At 56.4% G+C, this 16,342-nt stretch carries 13 protein-coding genes; 10 read left to right on the top strand and 3 right to left on the bottom strand.

Features of this window, described 5'->3' with window-relative positions:
• Positions 1-42: 42 nt before the first annotated feature.
• Together pgl and zwf are read right to left on the bottom strand one after the other, a co-directional pair.
• The gene (gene pgl / locus WEB54_RS00630; RefSeq protein WP_368052713.1) at positions 43-741 is read right to left on the bottom strand and encodes a 6-phosphogluconolactonase; all 699 of its coding nucleotides are present in this window, start codon (positions 739-741) and stop codon (positions 43-45) included.
• A gap of 12 nt (positions 742-753) precedes the next feature.
• Complete coding sequence (zwf, locus tag WEB54_RS00625) at positions 754-2,235, bottom strand: glucose-6-phosphate dehydrogenase (RefSeq protein WP_368052712.1); 1,482 nt, start codon at positions 2,233-2,235, stop codon at positions 754-756.
• Between the two features lie 324 nt (positions 2,236-2,559).
• On the opposite strand from zwf, the gene hexR reads away from it, so the two are divergent.
• The 5 genes from hexR to aceF all read left to right on the top strand — a co-directional run bounded on the left by hexR (position 2,560) and on the right by aceF (position 11,354).
• Positions 2,560-3,420: a transcriptional regulator HexR gene (gene hexR, locus WEB54_RS00620; RefSeq protein ID WP_028670392.1), complete on the top strand. Its 861-nt coding sequence runs from the start codon at positions 2,560-2,562 to the stop codon at positions 3,418-3,420.
• 407 nt (positions 3,421-3,827) lie between these two features.
• The gene (gene gap / locus WEB54_RS00615; RefSeq protein WP_368052711.1) at positions 3,828-4,853 is read left to right on the top strand and encodes a type I glyceraldehyde-3-phosphate dehydrogenase; all 1,026 of its coding nucleotides are present in this window, start codon (positions 3,828-3,830) and stop codon (positions 4,851-4,853) included.
• A 151-nt stretch (positions 4,854-5,004) separates the two neighbouring features.
• On the top strand, positions 5,005-6,447 hold the full coding sequence (gene pyk / locus WEB54_RS00610; RefSeq protein WP_368052710.1) for a pyruvate kinase: 1,443 nt from the start codon (positions 5,005-5,007) through the stop codon (positions 6,445-6,447).
• A gap of 257 nt (positions 6,448-6,704) precedes the next feature.
• Entirely contained in the window at positions 6,705-9,362 is a 2,658-nt protein-coding gene (gene aceE, locus WEB54_RS00605; RefSeq protein ID WP_368052709.1) for a pyruvate dehydrogenase (acetyl-transferring), homodimeric type, read from the top strand.
• Positions 9,363-9,398: 36 nt separating this feature from the next.
• Complete coding sequence (gene aceF / locus WEB54_RS00600) at positions 9,399-11,354, top strand: pyruvate dehydrogenase complex dihydrolipoyllysine-residue acetyltransferase (RefSeq protein ID WP_368052708.1); 1,956 nt, start codon at positions 9,399-9,401, stop codon at positions 11,352-11,354.
• Positions 11,355-11,599: 245 nt separating this feature from the next.
• Here aceF and WEB54_RS00595 read toward each other — a convergent pair whose 3' ends face one another.
• Entirely contained in the window at positions 11,600-12,445 is an 846-nt protein-coding gene (locus tag WEB54_RS00595) for a putative RNA methyltransferase (RefSeq protein ID WP_368052707.1), read from the bottom strand.
• A gap of 235 nt (positions 12,446-12,680) precedes the next feature.
• Between WEB54_RS00595 and WEB54_RS00590 the strand changes: the two genes are divergently transcribed.
• The 5 genes from WEB54_RS00590 to WEB54_RS00570 all read left to right on the top strand — a co-directional run bounded on the left by WEB54_RS00590 (position 12,681) and on the right by WEB54_RS00570 (position 16,341).
• Positions 12,681-12,941, top strand: coding sequence for a DUF4212 domain-containing protein (locus tag WEB54_RS00590; protein WP_368052706.1), 261 nt, complete (start codon positions 12,681-12,683; stop codon positions 12,939-12,941).
• A gap of 5 nt (positions 12,942-12,946) precedes the next feature.
• Positions 12,947-14,719: a sodium:solute symporter family protein gene (locus tag WEB54_RS00585; RefSeq protein WP_368052705.1), complete on the top strand. Its 1,773-nt coding sequence runs from the start codon at positions 12,947-12,949 to the stop codon at positions 14,717-14,719.
• Between the two features lie 123 nt (positions 14,720-14,842).
• Positions 14,843-15,352, top strand: coding sequence for a hypothetical protein (locus tag WEB54_RS00580; protein WP_368052704.1), 510 nt, complete (start codon positions 14,843-14,845; stop codon positions 15,350-15,352).
• Positions 15,353-15,415: 63 nt separating this feature from the next.
• Entirely contained in the window at positions 15,416-15,964 is a 549-nt protein-coding gene (locus WEB54_RS00575; RefSeq protein WP_368052703.1) for a TIGR00730 family Rossman fold protein, read from the top strand.
• Positions 15,961-16,341, top strand: a complete 381-nt coding sequence (locus WEB54_RS00570) for a hypothetical protein (protein ID WP_368052702.1) — start codon at positions 15,961-15,963, stop codon at positions 16,339-16,341. The genes WEB54_RS00575 and WEB54_RS00570 overlap by 4 nt, the downstream gene beginning before the upstream one ends.
• The last annotated feature ends 1 nt before the right edge of the window (position 16,342 follow it).

Raw genomic sequence — 16,342 nt, 5'->3', positions numbered from 1 at the left:
CGGTGGTCATCAACAGTGTCCCGGTGCCACTTCCAACGACCCTTATTCGGCCCAGTACACCGACACCGGTGTCTGGTTTTGGTTAAGCACGCTACGCACCGGCAACTCGGTAACCGGCCCGTCACCGAGCGCGGCTTCAAGCACGGGTTTTTTACCGTCGCCGGTCAGGTGCAATACGATCCATTCACTGCGCAAAATACGTGGCAGTGTCAGCGTCATGCGCGGGTGCGGCGCTGTTTTTGGGACGACCGCACAGCAATCGCTGTGCTGTTCAGTATCGAGGGCTTTATCGAGTGTATCAGCCCCCGGAAAGAAAGAGGCGGTGTGGCCATCTTCGCCCATACCCAGCACGGTAACGGTGAGCACATCCGGTAAAACAGCCAGCGCCTTGTTCAGTTCCGACTCGGCTTCGAATGGCGACTCTGCGGCAGTCTTATGCGCTATAAAACGCGCATCTGCGGCCTTGTTTTGCAACAAATGCGTTCGCACCAGCTTTTCATTACTGTCGTCATGATCGGGTTCTACCCAGCGTTCATCCACCAGGGTTATGGTCACCTTGCGCCAGTCGAGGTCGGCCTGGCTCAGCGTCTGAAACAGGGCCACGGGCGTGCGCCCGCCCGATACCGCCAACCCGGCTTCGCCGTTCGCGTCGATGTCGGCTTTTAGCCGGGTAAGAATCTCACCGGCCAGGGCTTCTGTCAGGGCTTCCCGGCTGTCAAAGTCGTGTTGTGTCATGGTCATTGTCCAGACTCCTTAGTTCGTTTCGTGCCAGCTGCGACCATCGCGCGCCACCAGTTCAAACGCCGCCTGCGGGCCCCAGCTTCCGGCCGGGTAGGCATGAGGGTCCACCGTTTCTGTTGCCCAGCTGTCCAGAATGGCATCGGCCCAGACCCAGGCCGCTTCGACTTCATCGCGGTGTACGAACAAAGTCGAATTGCCGCGAATCACATCCAGAATCAGGCGTTCATAGGCTTCGGGCACCCGCGAATCCGCGATGCGGTCGGGCAGCGTCAGGTTCAAGGTCACCGGGGTTACTTCCATCCCCTCGCCCAGGCCCGGCAACTTGTTCATCATATACAGCTGGATAGATTCTTCCGGCTGCAATCGAATCACCAGCTTGTTCGGACTCATATTGGCCGTTCCCGGGAAAATGGAATGCGGCACGTCCTTGAATTGAATCACAATTTCACTGTACCGGGTGGGCAACCGCTTGCCGGTACGCAAGTAAAATGGCACACCGCGCCAGCGCCAGTTATGAATGTCGGCACGAATGGCAATAAAGGTCTCGGTTTGTGAGCCGGGCACACCGCCCTCTTCTTCTTTATAACCCGGGACTTTACGGCCATCCATATTGCCGGCTGTGTATTGCGCCCGCACGGTATTGCGCCGTACCCGGTCGACCGACATTTTCTTCAGCGATTTAAGCACCTTGAGCTTTTCTGCCCGCACCGCTTCGGCATCCAGCGACACCGGCACCCCCATGGCCACCAGGCTGAGCAGCTGCAGCAAATGGTTCTGAATCATGTCGCGCAGCGCGCCGGAGTCGTCGTAATAACCCCAGCGGCCTTCCACGCCCACGGTTTCCGCCACGGTGATCTGCACGTTATCGATGTGTGCGTTGGTCCAAACCGGTTCGAACAACGCATTGGCAAAGCGCACCGCGAGCAGATTCTGCACGGTTTCCTTGCCGAGGTAATGGTCGATCCGGTAGATGTTTTTCTCGGCGAACGAGCGAGCAACAGAGTCGTTAATCGTCTTGGAAGATTCCAGGCTTTTGCCAATGGGCTTTTCCATGACGACGCGCGTACGGTCACTCACCAATCCTGCTGATGCTAGGTTGTCGGTTATGTCGCCGAAAAAGTCCGGCGCGGTCGACATATAATAGACGGTGTCGTTCTGGGTAAAGGATTTGCCCAATGCTTTTTTCAGCAGCTTGAAGCTGTCGAGGTTGCGCGCGTCGACAGCGACGTAATTGAGACGGGCTTTAAACCGCTCCCAGACGGCTTCATCCCAGCAGTCCGGATCGCCGAACTCATCGATGCCCTGGCGGACCATCTCGATGTAGCCATCACGGCCGAGGTCAGTCCGGGAAGCGCCGATGACCTGAGTGCCCTCGCACAAGTAACCACCACGATCGAGGTTATACAGCGCGGGTAACAATTTGCGTATGGCCAGATCGCCATTGCCGCCGAAAATGACGACGTTGCAAGGGTAGCAGGTCGTGTTGTGTTGCATAGATCACTCCAGGTCAAATGCCATTCCGGTGGCCTAAACACCCGGGAATATCACCCGGGCACGCTCACCGTGTTGTAATTTATTTTCAATTTTACGGGAAATAAAGCCCCATGTCGCCCATATTTGTAATTTTACAACAATGTGAGTAGCGACCATAATAGGTCGCAATGGTGACATTTTCAGCGGCTGGTGTGGCTCCCCAGAGAAGATAGTCACACAGTGTGCTTTCGCCAGCGGGTTGAATTCCCTACAATCGCGAACACTCAACCCTGGGGGTTGGCGCGGCTGCAGCACCCCAAGCAATCAACCAAGGATTGTCTGTTCATGTCTGTAAACATTCTGGAGCGTCTCAAGTCCAACCCGAGCTGCCTGAGCAAAAGCGAGCGCAAGGTGGCCAATGTCATCCTTGAAGATCCGAACAAAGCGATTCGCTCCAGCATTGCCAGCCTCGCCAAAGCCGCCAACGTCTCGGAACCAACCGTCAATCGCTTCTGCCGCAGCCTCGACTGCACCGGCTTTCCCGATTTCAAGCTAAAACTGGCTCAGTGCCTGGCCACAGGTACGCCCTACGTCAATCGCAATGTTGAATCCAGCGACAACGTTGAGGAGTACAGCAGCAAGATTTTCGAGGCGACGATGAGCGCCATCAGCGACGCCAAGCGCTCCATCGACCCCAACGCGCTCAGCCGCACCGTCGACGCCCTGGCCCAGGCCCGGCGTATTGAAATCTACGGCCTTGGCGCTTCCGGCAGCGTGGCCATGGATGCCCAGCACAAGCTGTTCCGGCTAAACACGCCCTGTGTTGCCTATATCGATGTGTTGCAACAACGCATGGCCGCGGCCGCCACCAAACCCGGTGATGTGGTCATCATTATCTCCAATACCGGCCGCACCATAGCGCTGGTGGAGACCGCCCGCATCGCGCGTGAATCCGGTGCCACGGTGATCACCATCACCCAGCCGCACACGCCACTGTCAGAAGAGAGCCATATTCTGCTTGGCGTCGACAGCCCGGAGAATACCGACATCTATACCCCCATGACCTCGCGCATTGTGCATCTGACCATCATCGACGTACTTGCCACTGGCGTTATCCTCAAACACGGCCCTGAATTCCAGAGTCATCTGAAACGCATCAAGGCTGCCCTGGCCGATACCCGCTTCAAGTCGCCCGACAGCGAATAGCCCACCTGGTACTTTCGTTTTGGTGTCGTTGCGTGCCAGCGACGCCCCCTTTATGCCGATCTGACGTCGGTTTCGCACCGCCAAACATGTAATAAAACTACAAATAACTGTGAAAACAGACCGGATGCTGGCAGAATACGCGCGTTTTGTTGTATAACTATGAAAGTTAGCTACACCGCAACTCTCCCACTAGACTGGGTGATCAGCGAACCGTGCCGTACTGCCGTGACACGGTAAACAGACCAGACAATGAATTCAGCCAGTCGCTCGAGAGTACGAGAGTGCCTGTCCTGGTCCGGTCGGGCCATGCAATAGCGTCCCGGGACGCCTGGCTTCGACCGGCCACAAAATTCCAATAAATCCGGCGGTGGCCCCAAAACCGCCTCATTAACGCTAAGGAGCACACCATGTCCAAGATCCGCGTTGCTATTAATGGTTATGGCCGCATCGGCCGCAATGTTCTGCGCGCTTTGTATGAAGCCAACCAGGCTGGCAAGGACTACCCGATCGAGATCGTTGCCATCAACGACCTGGGTGATTCCAACACCAATGCACACCTGACCAAGTACGACACCGTGCATGGCCGCTTCGGTTTCGAGGTGACTTCAGACAACGAAGCCCTGTACGTCAACGGCGACAAGATCAGCATCTTCTCCGAGCGTAACCCGGCCGACCTGCCGTGGAGCAAACTGAACATTGATGTGGTGTACGAGTGCACCGGTCTGTTCGTCGACAAAGCCAGCGCCAGCAAGCACATTACCGCCGGTGCCAAGAAGGTGATCATCTCTGCACCGGGCAAGGACGTGGATGCCACCGTGGTATTCGGTGTGAACGACAGCGTTCTAACCAGCGACATGACGGTGATTTCCAACGCCTCCTGCACCACCAACTGCCTGGCCCCGGTCGCCAAGGTGCTGAGCGACGCCGTTGGCATTGAAAGTGGTTTGATGACCACGATTCACTCCTACACCAACGATCAGCGCCTGAGCGATGTTTATCACTCAGACCTGTACCGCGCCCGCGCCGCCGCGCTGAACATGATCCCGACCAAGACCGGCGCGGCTGCGTTGGTGGGTAAAATTGTTCCGGCCCTGGAAGGCAAGTTCGATGGTATGGCCGTACGCGTACCGACTGCCAACGTGTCGCTGGTTGACCTGACTTTCACCGCCAGCAAGGATGTGACAGCAGACGACATCAACAAAGCCATCACTGATGCCATCGCCGCCGATAAAAACCTGGCCAAGGTACTTGATGTAAACGTTGAGCCGCTGGTGTCTTCAGACTATAACCACAACAGCTTCAGCTCGATCTTCGACGCGACTCAAACGCGCGTTCAGGGTCGTCTGGTCAAGGTGATGTCCTGGTATGACAACGAATGGGGCTTCTCCAACCGCATGCTGGACAGCACCGTTGCATTGATGAACGCCAAGTGAGTTCCCAGAAAAGCCCGGTTTATCCGGGCTTTTTCTGTATGTGAAGATCTAAGGCGCTTCTGAACCCTGCCTTCGGGGGATGGTTCAGAAGCGCCTTAACAGCAGTTCCGTCTGACACAGCCAGACCCGACAACAAGAGATCAGAGATACCATGAGACGTACCAAAATCGTCACCACACTGGGCCCGGCCACCGATCGCGACGGTGTGCTTGAAAAGTTGATACTGGCGGGCGCCAATGTCGTTCGTCTAAACTTTTCACACGGCAGCCCGGAAGATCACAAGCGCCGTGCCGATGAAGTTCACGCCATTGCGCAAAAGCACGGTCTGCATGTGGGTATTCTCGGCGACCTGCAAGGCCCGAAAATTCGAATTGCTCGCTTCAAGGACACCAAGGTCCAGCTGGAAGACGGTCAGCCTTTCATTCTGGATGTTGATTTTGACAAAAACGCCGGTGATTCTACCCGGGTTGGCATCGACTACCCGGAGCTGGCCGCCGACAGCAAACCCGGCGACATTTACTTGCTTGATGACGGCAGGGTCAGAGTCCAAGTCGAAAAGGTGGAGGGCAATGCCGTTCACACCATTGTGACCCAGGGTGGCCCCTTATCGAACAATAAGGGCATTAACAAGCTGGGCGGCGGCTTGTCGGCCAAAGCACTGACGGAAAAAGACAAGGCGGACATCAAGACGGCCGCCGCCATCGGCGTTGATTACATCGCCGTGTCATTTCCGCGCAACGCTGAAGACATGAACGAAGCCCGCCAGTTACTGGCCGAAGCGGGTTCAACCGCCGAAATCGTAGCCAAGCTGGAACGTGCCGAAGCCGTACTGGATCACGACAACCTCGACCGCATCATTCTGGCATCGGATGTGGTAATGGTGGCGCGTGGCGATCTGGGCGTGGAAATTGGCGACCCGGCGCTGATCAGCGTGCAAAAACACATCATCAAACGGGCTCGTACGCTGGACCGCGTTGTGATCACCGCCACCCAGATGATGGAGTCGATGATCGACAACCCGTTCCCGACCCGGGCGGAAGTGTTCGACGTGGCGAACGCGGTACTGGACGGCACCGATGCCGTTATGTGTTCCGCTGAAACCGCCGCCGGTGATTACCCGGTTGAAACCGTGAAGGCGATGAACGACGTTTGCCTGGGTGCCGAGAAGCACCCGCTGACCACTCAATCACGCCATCGGGTGAACACAGAGTTCCACCGCGTCGATGAAGCCATCGCGATGTCGGTGATGTACACCGCCAACCATCTGAAGGGCGTCAAAGCCATTGTCTGTATGACTGAATCGGGCTCGACACCGCGCTGGATGTCACGCATCAGCTCCGGCATGCCGATTTATGCCATGACCCGCCAGCCACTGACCCAGCGCAAGTGCGCCCTGTACCGGGGTGTCGAAGCCATTGCCTTTGATGTCTCCGCTGGCCCGATCGAGCAGGTGAACAGGCGCGCAGTCGATGAATTGAAACATCGCGGCATTGTCAAGGACGGCGATCTGGTGCTGCTTAGCTACGGCGATCATCAGGGTGTGCATGGCGGCACCAATACTCTTAAGATTGTCAGCGTTGGGAATATCCTGTAAAAAGGGCAGCCACGATCGCTATGATCATCTGAAGCGACAATCCAAGACGGCAGCCCTCTGGCTGCCGTTTGTTGTTTCAGGGTTGGCAAAAAGCGAAATTTCGCCAGAATGCAAAATCACGCTGATACGACACCAAACTGAAATAACAAGCTAGAGTTACACCATCTTTTTAAAACGGACAGGTGCTTATCACACCGGTTCGCAACTTGTGAATCTACTCTGATGATTCAACCCATAGGGGAAGAGGTCTGAACTTTATGGCACACGATATTGATCCGATTGAAACGCAGGAATGGCTTGATGCCCTGGCATCGGTTATGCGTGAAGAAGGCAATGACCGCGCACAGTTCCTGCTCAAGCGCTTGTCCGACAACATCACCAAAGGTGGTCCGGATGTACCCTTTGCGCTGAACACGCCATTTCGCAACACCATCACGCTGGACGAAGAACCCAAGTACCCGGGTGACAACGACATGGAGCGTAAAATTCGCGCTATGATCCGTTGGAATGCCATCGCCATGGTCATTCGCGCCAACAAGAGCGGTGATGAACTGGGTGGTCACATCTCCAGCTTTCAGTCTTCCGCCACCCTCTACGACATGGGTTTTAACCATTTCTGGCGTGCGCCGACCGACACCCACCCGGGGGACATGATCTATTTCCAGGGTCATATCTCACCGGGCATCTACGCTCGTTCATTCGTTGAAGGCCGTCTGAGTGAAGATCAGCTCGACAACTTCCGTCGTGAAGTCGATGGCAAGGGGCTGTCTTCCTACCCGCACCCATGGCTGATGCCGGATTACTGGCAGTTCCCGACCGTCTCCATGGGTCTGGGCCCGATTCAGGCGATTTACCAGGCGCACGTCATGCGTTACCTGGAAAACCGCGGTGAAATCGACAAAGGTGGCAAGGTTTGGGCTTTCCTGGGTGATGGTGAAACTGACGAGCCGGAATCACTGGGTGCCATTTCCCTGGCCGGTCGCGAGCACCTCGACAACCTGAACTTTGTCATCAACTGCAACCTGCAGCGTCTTGACGGGCCGGTTCGCGGGAACGGCAAGATCATCCAGGAACTGGAAGGCATGTTCCGCGGTGCTGGCTGGAACGTGATCAAAGTCGTCTGGGGTCGTCAGTGGGACAAGCTGTTCGCCAAAGACAGCAAGGGCCTGTTGCAGAAACGCATGGACGAAGTCGTCGATGGCGAACTGCAGGCGTTTAAATCGCATGGTGGTGCCTACACCCGCGAACATTTCTTCGGCAAATATCCGGAATTGGCCGAGATGGTCAAGGATATGAGCGACGACGACATCTACCGCATGAACCGCGGCGGTCACGACCCATACAAGGTCTACTCGGCCTTCGATCGTGCTGTTAACGACAACAACGGTCAGCCAACAGTCATCCTGGCGCACACCGTTAAGGGCTATGGCATCGAAGCCGGTGAAGGCAAGAACGCCACGCACTCGCTGAAGAAGCTGAGCGTTGACGACCTGAAAACTTTCCGCGACCGTTGTGGTGTACCCATTTCCGATGAAGAGCTGGAAGCGGGCAAGATTCCGTTCTACCGTCCGGACGAAAACAGCCCGGAAATGCAGTATATTCGCAAGCACCGCAACGATCTGGGCGGCTACATTCCAATGCGTCGCCAGACCGCCAAAGAGCAGTTGAAAGTGCCATCGCTGGAATCGTTCGAAGCGCTGACCAAAGACAGCGGTGATCGTGAAATCTCGACCACCATGACCTTCGTGCGGTTGATCTCAACGCTGATGAAAGACAAGAACATCGGCGACCGCATCGTGCCAATTGTGCCCGATGAAGCCCGTACCTTTGGTATGGAAGGCTTGTTCCGTCAGTTCGGGATCTATTCACCCAACGGCCAGCTGTACATCCCTCAGGATAAAGGCCAGGTGATGTGGTACAAGGAAGACGTTAAAGGCCAGATCCTGCAGGAAGGCATCAACGAAAGCGGTGCTTTCAGCTCCTGGCTGGCCGCGGCAACCGCATACAGCACCTATAACCGTCAGCTGATTCCGTTCTACATCTATTATTCGATGTTCGGTTTCCAGCGCGTGGGCGATTTGTCCTGGGCGGCGGGTGACCTGCAGGCGCGTGGCTTCCTGATCGGTGCCACCTCGGGCCGTACCACCCTGAACGGCGAAGGCCTGCAGCACCAGGATGGCCACAGCCATATTCTGGCCGGTACCATACCGAACTGCGTCACTTACGACTGCACCTATGGCTATGAGCTGGTGACGATCGTACAGGAAGGCATGAAGCGCATGGTTGAAGATCAGGAAAACGTCTTCTACTACATCACCACCCTGAACGAGAACTACCACAACCCGGGCCTCGATGAGTCGATGGTCGATGGCATCAAACGCGGCATGTACCTGCTTGAAGATGGCGTCAAGAAAGGCAAAAAAGCCGTTCAGTTGTTTGGTTCCGGTTCCATCTTGCAGGAAGTGCGCGCTGCCGCCACTATGCTGCGTGATGACTACGGCATTCAGGCTGATGTTTGGGCGGTGACCAGCTACAACGAACTGACCCGCGATGGTCTGAATACCGACCGTGACAACATGCTGCATCCGGAACGCGACAAGCAGAAGCCTTACGTGACCGAGATGCTGGAAAACCGCCGTGGCCCGGTGATCGCTGCCAGCGATTACATGAAAAACTACGCCAACCAGATCCGTAAGTGGGTTCCGCACAGCTACCACGTGCTGGGTACCGACGGCTTTGGCCGCAGTGACTCGCGCCAGAAATTGCGTCACTTCTTTGAAGTCGACCGTTACTGGATCGTTGTCGCCGCTCTGAACGCCCTCGCGGAAGAAGGCACTGTTGATGCGAAAGAAGTCACCAAAGCGCTGAAACAGTACAACCTCGACCCCAACAAACCCAACCCGGCGCTGTCTTGATCGGGTACAGGATACGAGCGGATTTAGGAGTCAAGCATGGCAACTGAAATCATTAAGGTTCCCGATCTGGGAATGGACGAGGCCTCGGTCATTGAGGTCAGCGTCAAAGCCGGGGATACCGTCAGTGAAGACGATACCCTGATCGTGCTGGAGTCGGACAAGGCCTCCATGGATGTGCCGTCGCCCAAAGCCGGTAAAGTGACACAGGTAAAAGTCAAAGAAGGCGATAGCCTTAAAGAAGGCGACGAGATTCTGTACCTGGAAATTGAAGGCGAAGGCGACAGTTCAAACGATAAAGCCAGTGCGAGCGACGATTCGAAAGACAGCAAAGCTGACGACGCCAAGGCCGATCAGCCCGCTGCACAAGAAGCCCCCAAAGCGGCCGCAAAAAGCGGTGGTGGTGTCGTTTCCGTGAAGGTGCCGGACATCGGCATGGATGATGCCGGCGTTATCGAAATCAACGTCAAAGTCGGCGATACCATCGAGGTCGACGACCCCATCGTGGTGCTGGAATCCGACAAGGCGAGCATGGAAGTGCCGTCTGATGTCGCCGGTGAAGTGGTCTCGATCAAGGTCAAGGAAGGCGACCAGGTCAAAGAAGGCAGTGTGCTGGTGGAAGTGAAGTCGGCGGGCGGTGCTGAATCGTCGCAGTCCAATGGTAGCCAGGACAGTGACGACAAGACTGAAAAATCCGCTGCACCGGCCTCTTCTGGTGGCGGAAAAGACAGCGTAATCACCGTCAACACGCCCGATATTGGCGATGCGTCTGAAGTTGATGTCATCGAAGTCTCCGTCAAACCCGGCGACAAACTGGCCGTTGATGACCCCATGGTCGTTCTGGAAACCGACAAGGCGAGCATGGAAGTGCCTGCCCTGGAAGCTGGCGAAGTGGTCGAAGTGCTGGTCAAAACGGGCGACAAGGTCAGTGAAGGCACGCCGTTGTTGAAACTGAAAGTCAGCAGTGGTGAAGCGTCATCGGCAAAAACCGACGACAAACCGGCCAAGCCAGACGCTCCGGCGCCCAAAGCCGCTGGCGAAGAACAACCGGCCACCCTGGCAACCGCACACGACAACGACCCGGTACGCCCGTCCAAAACCGTGCATGCTGGCCCTGCGGTACGCAAGCTAGGCCGTGAGTTTGGCGTCGACCTGGGGCTGGTACCCGGTTCCGGACCCAAAGGCCGCATCGTTAAAGACGACGTCGCTGCCTGGGTCAAAAAGCGTGTGCAAGAGCCCGCTCAGGCTGCTGGCGGTGCCGGTATTCCAAAAGTTCCGGATCAGGATTTCAGCAAGTTCGGTGAAGTCGAGGTTAAAGACCTGACCCGAATTCAGCAGATTACGGCCCAGAACATGGCGCGCAACTGGCTGAACGTGCCGCACGTGACCCAGTTCGACGAAGCCGATGTGACCGATACCGAAGCCTTCCGTCAGTCGTTGAAAGGCGAAATGGAAAAACGCGGCATTAAGATCAGTCCGCTGGCGTTTATCGTGAAAGCCTGTGCCTCGGCCCTGCTGGAGTTTCCGAACTTCAACGTCTCGCTGATGGCCGATGGCAAGCGTATCGTGCAGAAGCATTACGTGCACATCGGCATCGCCGTGGATACGCCGAACGGCTTGATCGTGCCGGTGATCCGCGATGCCGACAAAAAGTCGATCTGGCAGATAGCCGAAGAAATCATCGACTACGCCAAGCGCGGTCGTGATGGCAAGGTGAAGTCTGACGAGATGCGCGGTGGCTGCTTTACCATATCCAGCCTCGGTGGATTGGGCGGTACGGCGTTCACGCCTATTGTGAATGCACCTGAAGTGGCGATCCTCGGTGTCTCCAAGAACCAGGTGAAACCGCACTGGACCGGCAAGGAGTTTGTGCCGCGTACCTTTACGCCGCTGTCGTTGTCTTACGATCACCGGGCGGTGAACGGAGCCGATGCGGCCAAGTTTGCTACCTACCTGACCGAGGTACTGAGCGACATTCGCCGACTGGTGCTGTAAACAGACCCTGTTCGCGACAGCGTGATCGAATCAACCCGGCCCAGGCCGGGTTTTTTTATCTCAAGTTTCGGAGTTCTCGCAATACGAGCGACGGGTGGCACGGCTGCTCATGCGGGGGTATCTGAGGCATGGATGCCGAAGTTAAGCCTACATGGAGGTATTCACGGCGCCCCCGCAGGAGCAGCCGTGCCATCCGTCGCGGGCTCTAGGCGATACAGCCAACCTGAACTCCAACACTTGAGTTTTTATGTCTGTTCTGTGAGTTCCAGCACCTGAATTCGGACATCGAGTGTCAGTTGCAACCGGGTCAGCTCGGCGGCTCTGGCCAGGCCTTCAGCAGGCGCCCGGTACAGGTGCGGTGTCATCGCCAGCAAATCCTCAATACTGGAGGCATCCTCCAGCACAATCGTTTCGCACACGGTTTCCCGGCTTACCACCTGAAACGATTCGGGCACAGCGCGCGCTCCCGCAGGTCGCTCAGTGATAGTCGGGTAGATGATATCTCTCAGTTCACGCAGATGGTCCGGCCCCGGGTCGACCATAACTAGCCGCCCCGCTGGCCCAAGAATCCGGGCAAACTCGTCATAGACCGGAAACCCGAACACACACAGCACCCGGTCGAGGCTGCTGTCGGGTACGGGAATGTGGGCATTGGTGCCCACAACCCAGCTTGGGGCCGGGTCCTGTTTGGCGGCCGACAGCACGGCCCATTTGGACACATCCAGCCCAATCACCTGCATATCGATGCCTTCCGGCACCGCCTGGCCAAGCTGCCGCAGGTAATAGCCCTCACCACAGCCAGCGTCCAGACAGGCAGCTCCACTGGCCATTTCCGGCAAAACAGCTTCATTGAGTGCATCGGCTATACATTGGTAATAACCGGCATTCAGAAACCGTTGCCGGGCAGCCACCATGGCCTTGCTATCCCCCGGGTCTTTCGATCGTTTCTGCTGAACCGGCAACAAATGCACATAACCCTGGCGGGCAATATCGAAACTGTGCCCCTGCGGGCACTGCCAGGCGTGAAGCTGGCGGGTAAGTGGCTGGCCATCCAATGGGCAGGCAAGGCGGTCGAAAGCAGTTACAGGCATGATCAGCATTGGCCGGGAATGTGCCACCATTGTACCGGAAAAGACCAACCAGGCACGGCTCGTCCCAGCACTGAACTTTCCGCTCAAAGCTCGCAGCTCGTAGCGGCCCCCTCCCATGCGACTAAAGTCTGGCTTTTCAATGGACACCGCAATTATGCAACATAGACCGTGGGTTTTCTTAAGAACACCGCGCACTCTTTAGCTAGTTCAACAACAATAAGACGGAGTACACATCATGAGTGATGAAAAATCCCCAGCGGCGCAGTACTGGTCGGCCAACCTGAGATTGATTCTGGGTTGTCTGATCGTCTGGGCTTTTGTGTCCTACGGTTGTGCCATTCTGTTCCGTCCGTTACTGGCCGGAATTCAATTCGGCGGCACCGATCTTGGCTTCTGGTTTGCTCAACAGGGTTCAATTCTCAGCTTTATCGTTCTGATCTTCTTCTACGCCTGGAAGATGAACAAACTCGATAAAAAATTCGATCTCGGGGAGTAAGGCAGATGAGTCAATTTGCAATTAACCTGATCTTTGTCGGCGGCTCTTTTGCGCTCTATATCGGTATTGCGATATGGGCGCGGGCATCCTCGACCAAAGAGTTCTACGTCGCCGGTGGCGGCATCAACCCGGTCACAAATGGTATGGCGACGGCGGCCGACTGGATGTCTGCCGCGTCTTTTATCTCCATGGCTGGCCTGATTGCCGCTGGCGGTTACGCCAACTCCACCTTCCTGATGGGCTGGACCGGCGGTTACGTATTACTGGCCATGCTGCTGGCGCCCTACCTGCGCAAGTTCGGCAAGTTCACGGTACCCGACTTTATTGGTGACCGTTTCTACAGCAGCAAGGCGCGTCTGGTGGCCGTTGTCTGTCTGATTGTCGCCTCGGTAACCTACGTTATCGGTCAGATGACCGGTGCCGGCGTTGCCTTCTCGCGCTTCCTGGAAGTGAGCAGCACAGCGGGTATCTGGATTGCAGCGGTTATCGTGTTCTTCTACGCGGTATTCGGTGGTATGAAAGGCATTACCTACACTCAGGTAGCACAGTATGTGGTGCTGATCATCGCTTACACCATTCCGGCGATCTTTATCTCACTGCAACTGACCGGCAACCCGATTCCGATGTTTGGTCTGTTCAGCGAGCACAGCCAATCTGGCATGCCATTGCTGGCCAAGCTGGATGAAGTGGTTCGTGAGCTGGGCTTTAGAGACTACACCGCCGACGTTTCCAACAAGCTGAACATGGTGCTGTTTACCCTGTCGCTGATGATTGGTACTGCCGGCCTGCCGCACGTGATCATCCGCTTCTTCACGGTACCCAAGGTTGCTGACGCGCGCTGGTCTGCTGGCTGGGCGCTGGTGTTCATCGCCCTGCTGTACCTGACCGCTCCTGCGGTTGCCTCAATGGCACGGCTTAACCTGCTGACCACGGTCTTCCCGGATGGTGCCGAAGCACCAGCGCTGACTTATGACGAGCGGCCACAGTGGATTCGCAGCTGGGAAGAAACGGGTCTGGTAAACTTCAACGATCAGAACAACGATGGCCGCATTCAGTTCTACAATGCATCGCCTGAGTTTGCGAGCACCGCTGAATCACGTGGCTGGGCAGGCAATGAACTGACGGTTAACAACGACATTCTGGTACTGGCCAATCCTGAAATTGCCAACTTACCAGGCTGGGTCATCGGCTTGATTGCGGCTGGCGGTATTGCGGCCGCATTGTCGACCGCAGCCGGTTTGTTACTGGCCATTTCCTCGGCCATCAGTCACGATTTGATCAAGAAAACCCTCAAACCGGACATCAGTGAAAAAGGTGAAATGCTGGCCGCGCGGATCTCCATGGGCGGGGCCATTCTGCTGGCGACCTTCCTGGGTTTGAACCCACCCGGGTTCGCGGCACAGACAGTAGCACTGGCATTCGGTATTGCGGCTGCTTCGATCTTCCCCGCGATCATGATGGGTATTTTCTCTACCCGCATGAACGACAAGGGTGCAATCGCTGGCATGCTGGCGGGTCTGTTGTCCACGCTGCTGTACATCTTCACCTACCTCGGCTGGTTCTTCGTTCCGGATACCAACATGCTGGCCAATACCGCCGACAACTGGATCTTTGGTATTTCACCGCTGTCCTTCGGGGCTGTCGGTGCTATGATCAACTTCGGCGTGGCCTTCCTCGTATCCAATGCGACTGAAGCACCACCGAAGGAAATTCAGGAACTGGTTGAAAGCGTTCGCTATCCGAAAGGCGCTGGCGCTGCGAGTCATCTCAGTCACTGATTCACCCGGTGTATAACCACCGACCCGCCTCACTGGCAGGTCGGTACCGGTACACTTGATTGAATACAGTTTCACTCACGGGCTTCCATTTGGAGGCCCGTTTTATTTCAGGGCAAACCTTTCATGTTATGGCATATCATCGCAATTGCAGTATCGGGTCTGGGTGCTGCGGGCATCGGGCTCTTCCTTCGTTTTATTAGCCGAAAAAAGCTGCCGCGCTGGATCATTCCGGTTTTTGCCGGAGCGGGCATGCTGGCTTACCAGGTCAATTTTGAGTACGGCTGGTTCGAACTGAAGCAGGCGCAGCTACCCGACGGTTCCGTAGTAGTCTCAACCGAATCCCCCAACCAGGTCTGGCGCCCCTGGACCATGGCCTACCCCATGGTCAACGCCTTTACCGTGCTCGATGTGAACAACATGATTCAACGCGAACAGGACGGTGACACCATTGTCCGCTTTGTGCTGTATCGTTTTGAAAAACAACACATCGATCAGGTTACCTATCAGACCTACCTGCTCAACTGCAGTACCACCGAGCTGGTACCGATGACCGAAGCCGGAGAGGCCCAGGTCAATGACATCCGCACTCTGGAACAAGACAGCACCATAATGACTGAGGTCTGCGAGCGTTAAGGAGACTTTGAGATTGCGCGCTGAAGGTGGCATTCTTGCTGCGCCATCCATCAGGGGAACGTCATGCAGATAGCAGTCTATTGCGGCTCAAAAAGTGGCCACAGTCCAGAATACATCGAATTGGCCACCAACCTAGGGCAGCACATGGCCCGGCGGCAACATGATCTGATTTATGGCGGTGCCAACATCGGCCTGATGGGCGCCGTGGCCGATGCGGTCCTCGCCGGTGGACGCCAGGTTCTGGGAGTCATGCCCAAAGCGCTGGTTGAGCGGGAGGTTGCACACCCCGGCATCACCGAGTTGCAGGTTGTGGACACCATGCACGAGCGCAAAGCCGGTATGGCTGATCCGGCTGATGCCTTCGTAGCACTGCCTGGCGGGCCCGGTACCATGGAGGAGCTGTTTGAAGTCTGGACCTGGCAGATGCTGGGATATCACCGCAAGCCAGTGGCCATATTGAATCATAATGGTTATTACGACCCGCTAATCACCATGATCACCCGGATGACGGACCAGGGTTTCGCCTGGGCGGATCTAACGACAACGTTGATCATCGAATCAACCGTAGACGGTTTGCTGGATACTCTGGAGAACCGGGTTCAAACGCAATGAATACGGCGTTTTTTCTACGCGCCTACACCGGTCTGCTCGGTGTGGCGACCACGGTGGCCATCCTCGCCCTTCTGAACGGTACTGACCCAGCCCCCTGGTGGGGCGTTCTGCTCGCGGTCGCGCCCATGGCACTGCACTTCACGCTGCGCGCCACTCTAACCGGCAGGCCCCGCAAGCGCTGGCTAATGCCGCAGCAGGTGTTCACCATCGGCGGCCTGGGGCTTACCATAAACCCGGATTCCGTCGAGCAACCCTCCATACTGGCATCAGGATTGGCAGCTGCACTGGTGGTCATGCTGTATATTTATGTGTTGAAGGTCTGGCGGCGGGGGGTTGAGCAAGATAGAGGGGCCGCCGAACATTCGGACGACCCCTGAG

Origin of the sequence: Saccharospirillum sp. (genome assembly GCF_040881935.1) — a bacterium.
In the GTDB taxonomy this organism is placed as follows: Bacteria; Pseudomonadota; Gammaproteobacteria; order Pseudomonadales; family Natronospirillaceae; genus Saccharospirillum.
Note: the sequence above shows the minus strand (reverse complement) of the source record. Positions and strands in the feature narration are given on the sequence as shown.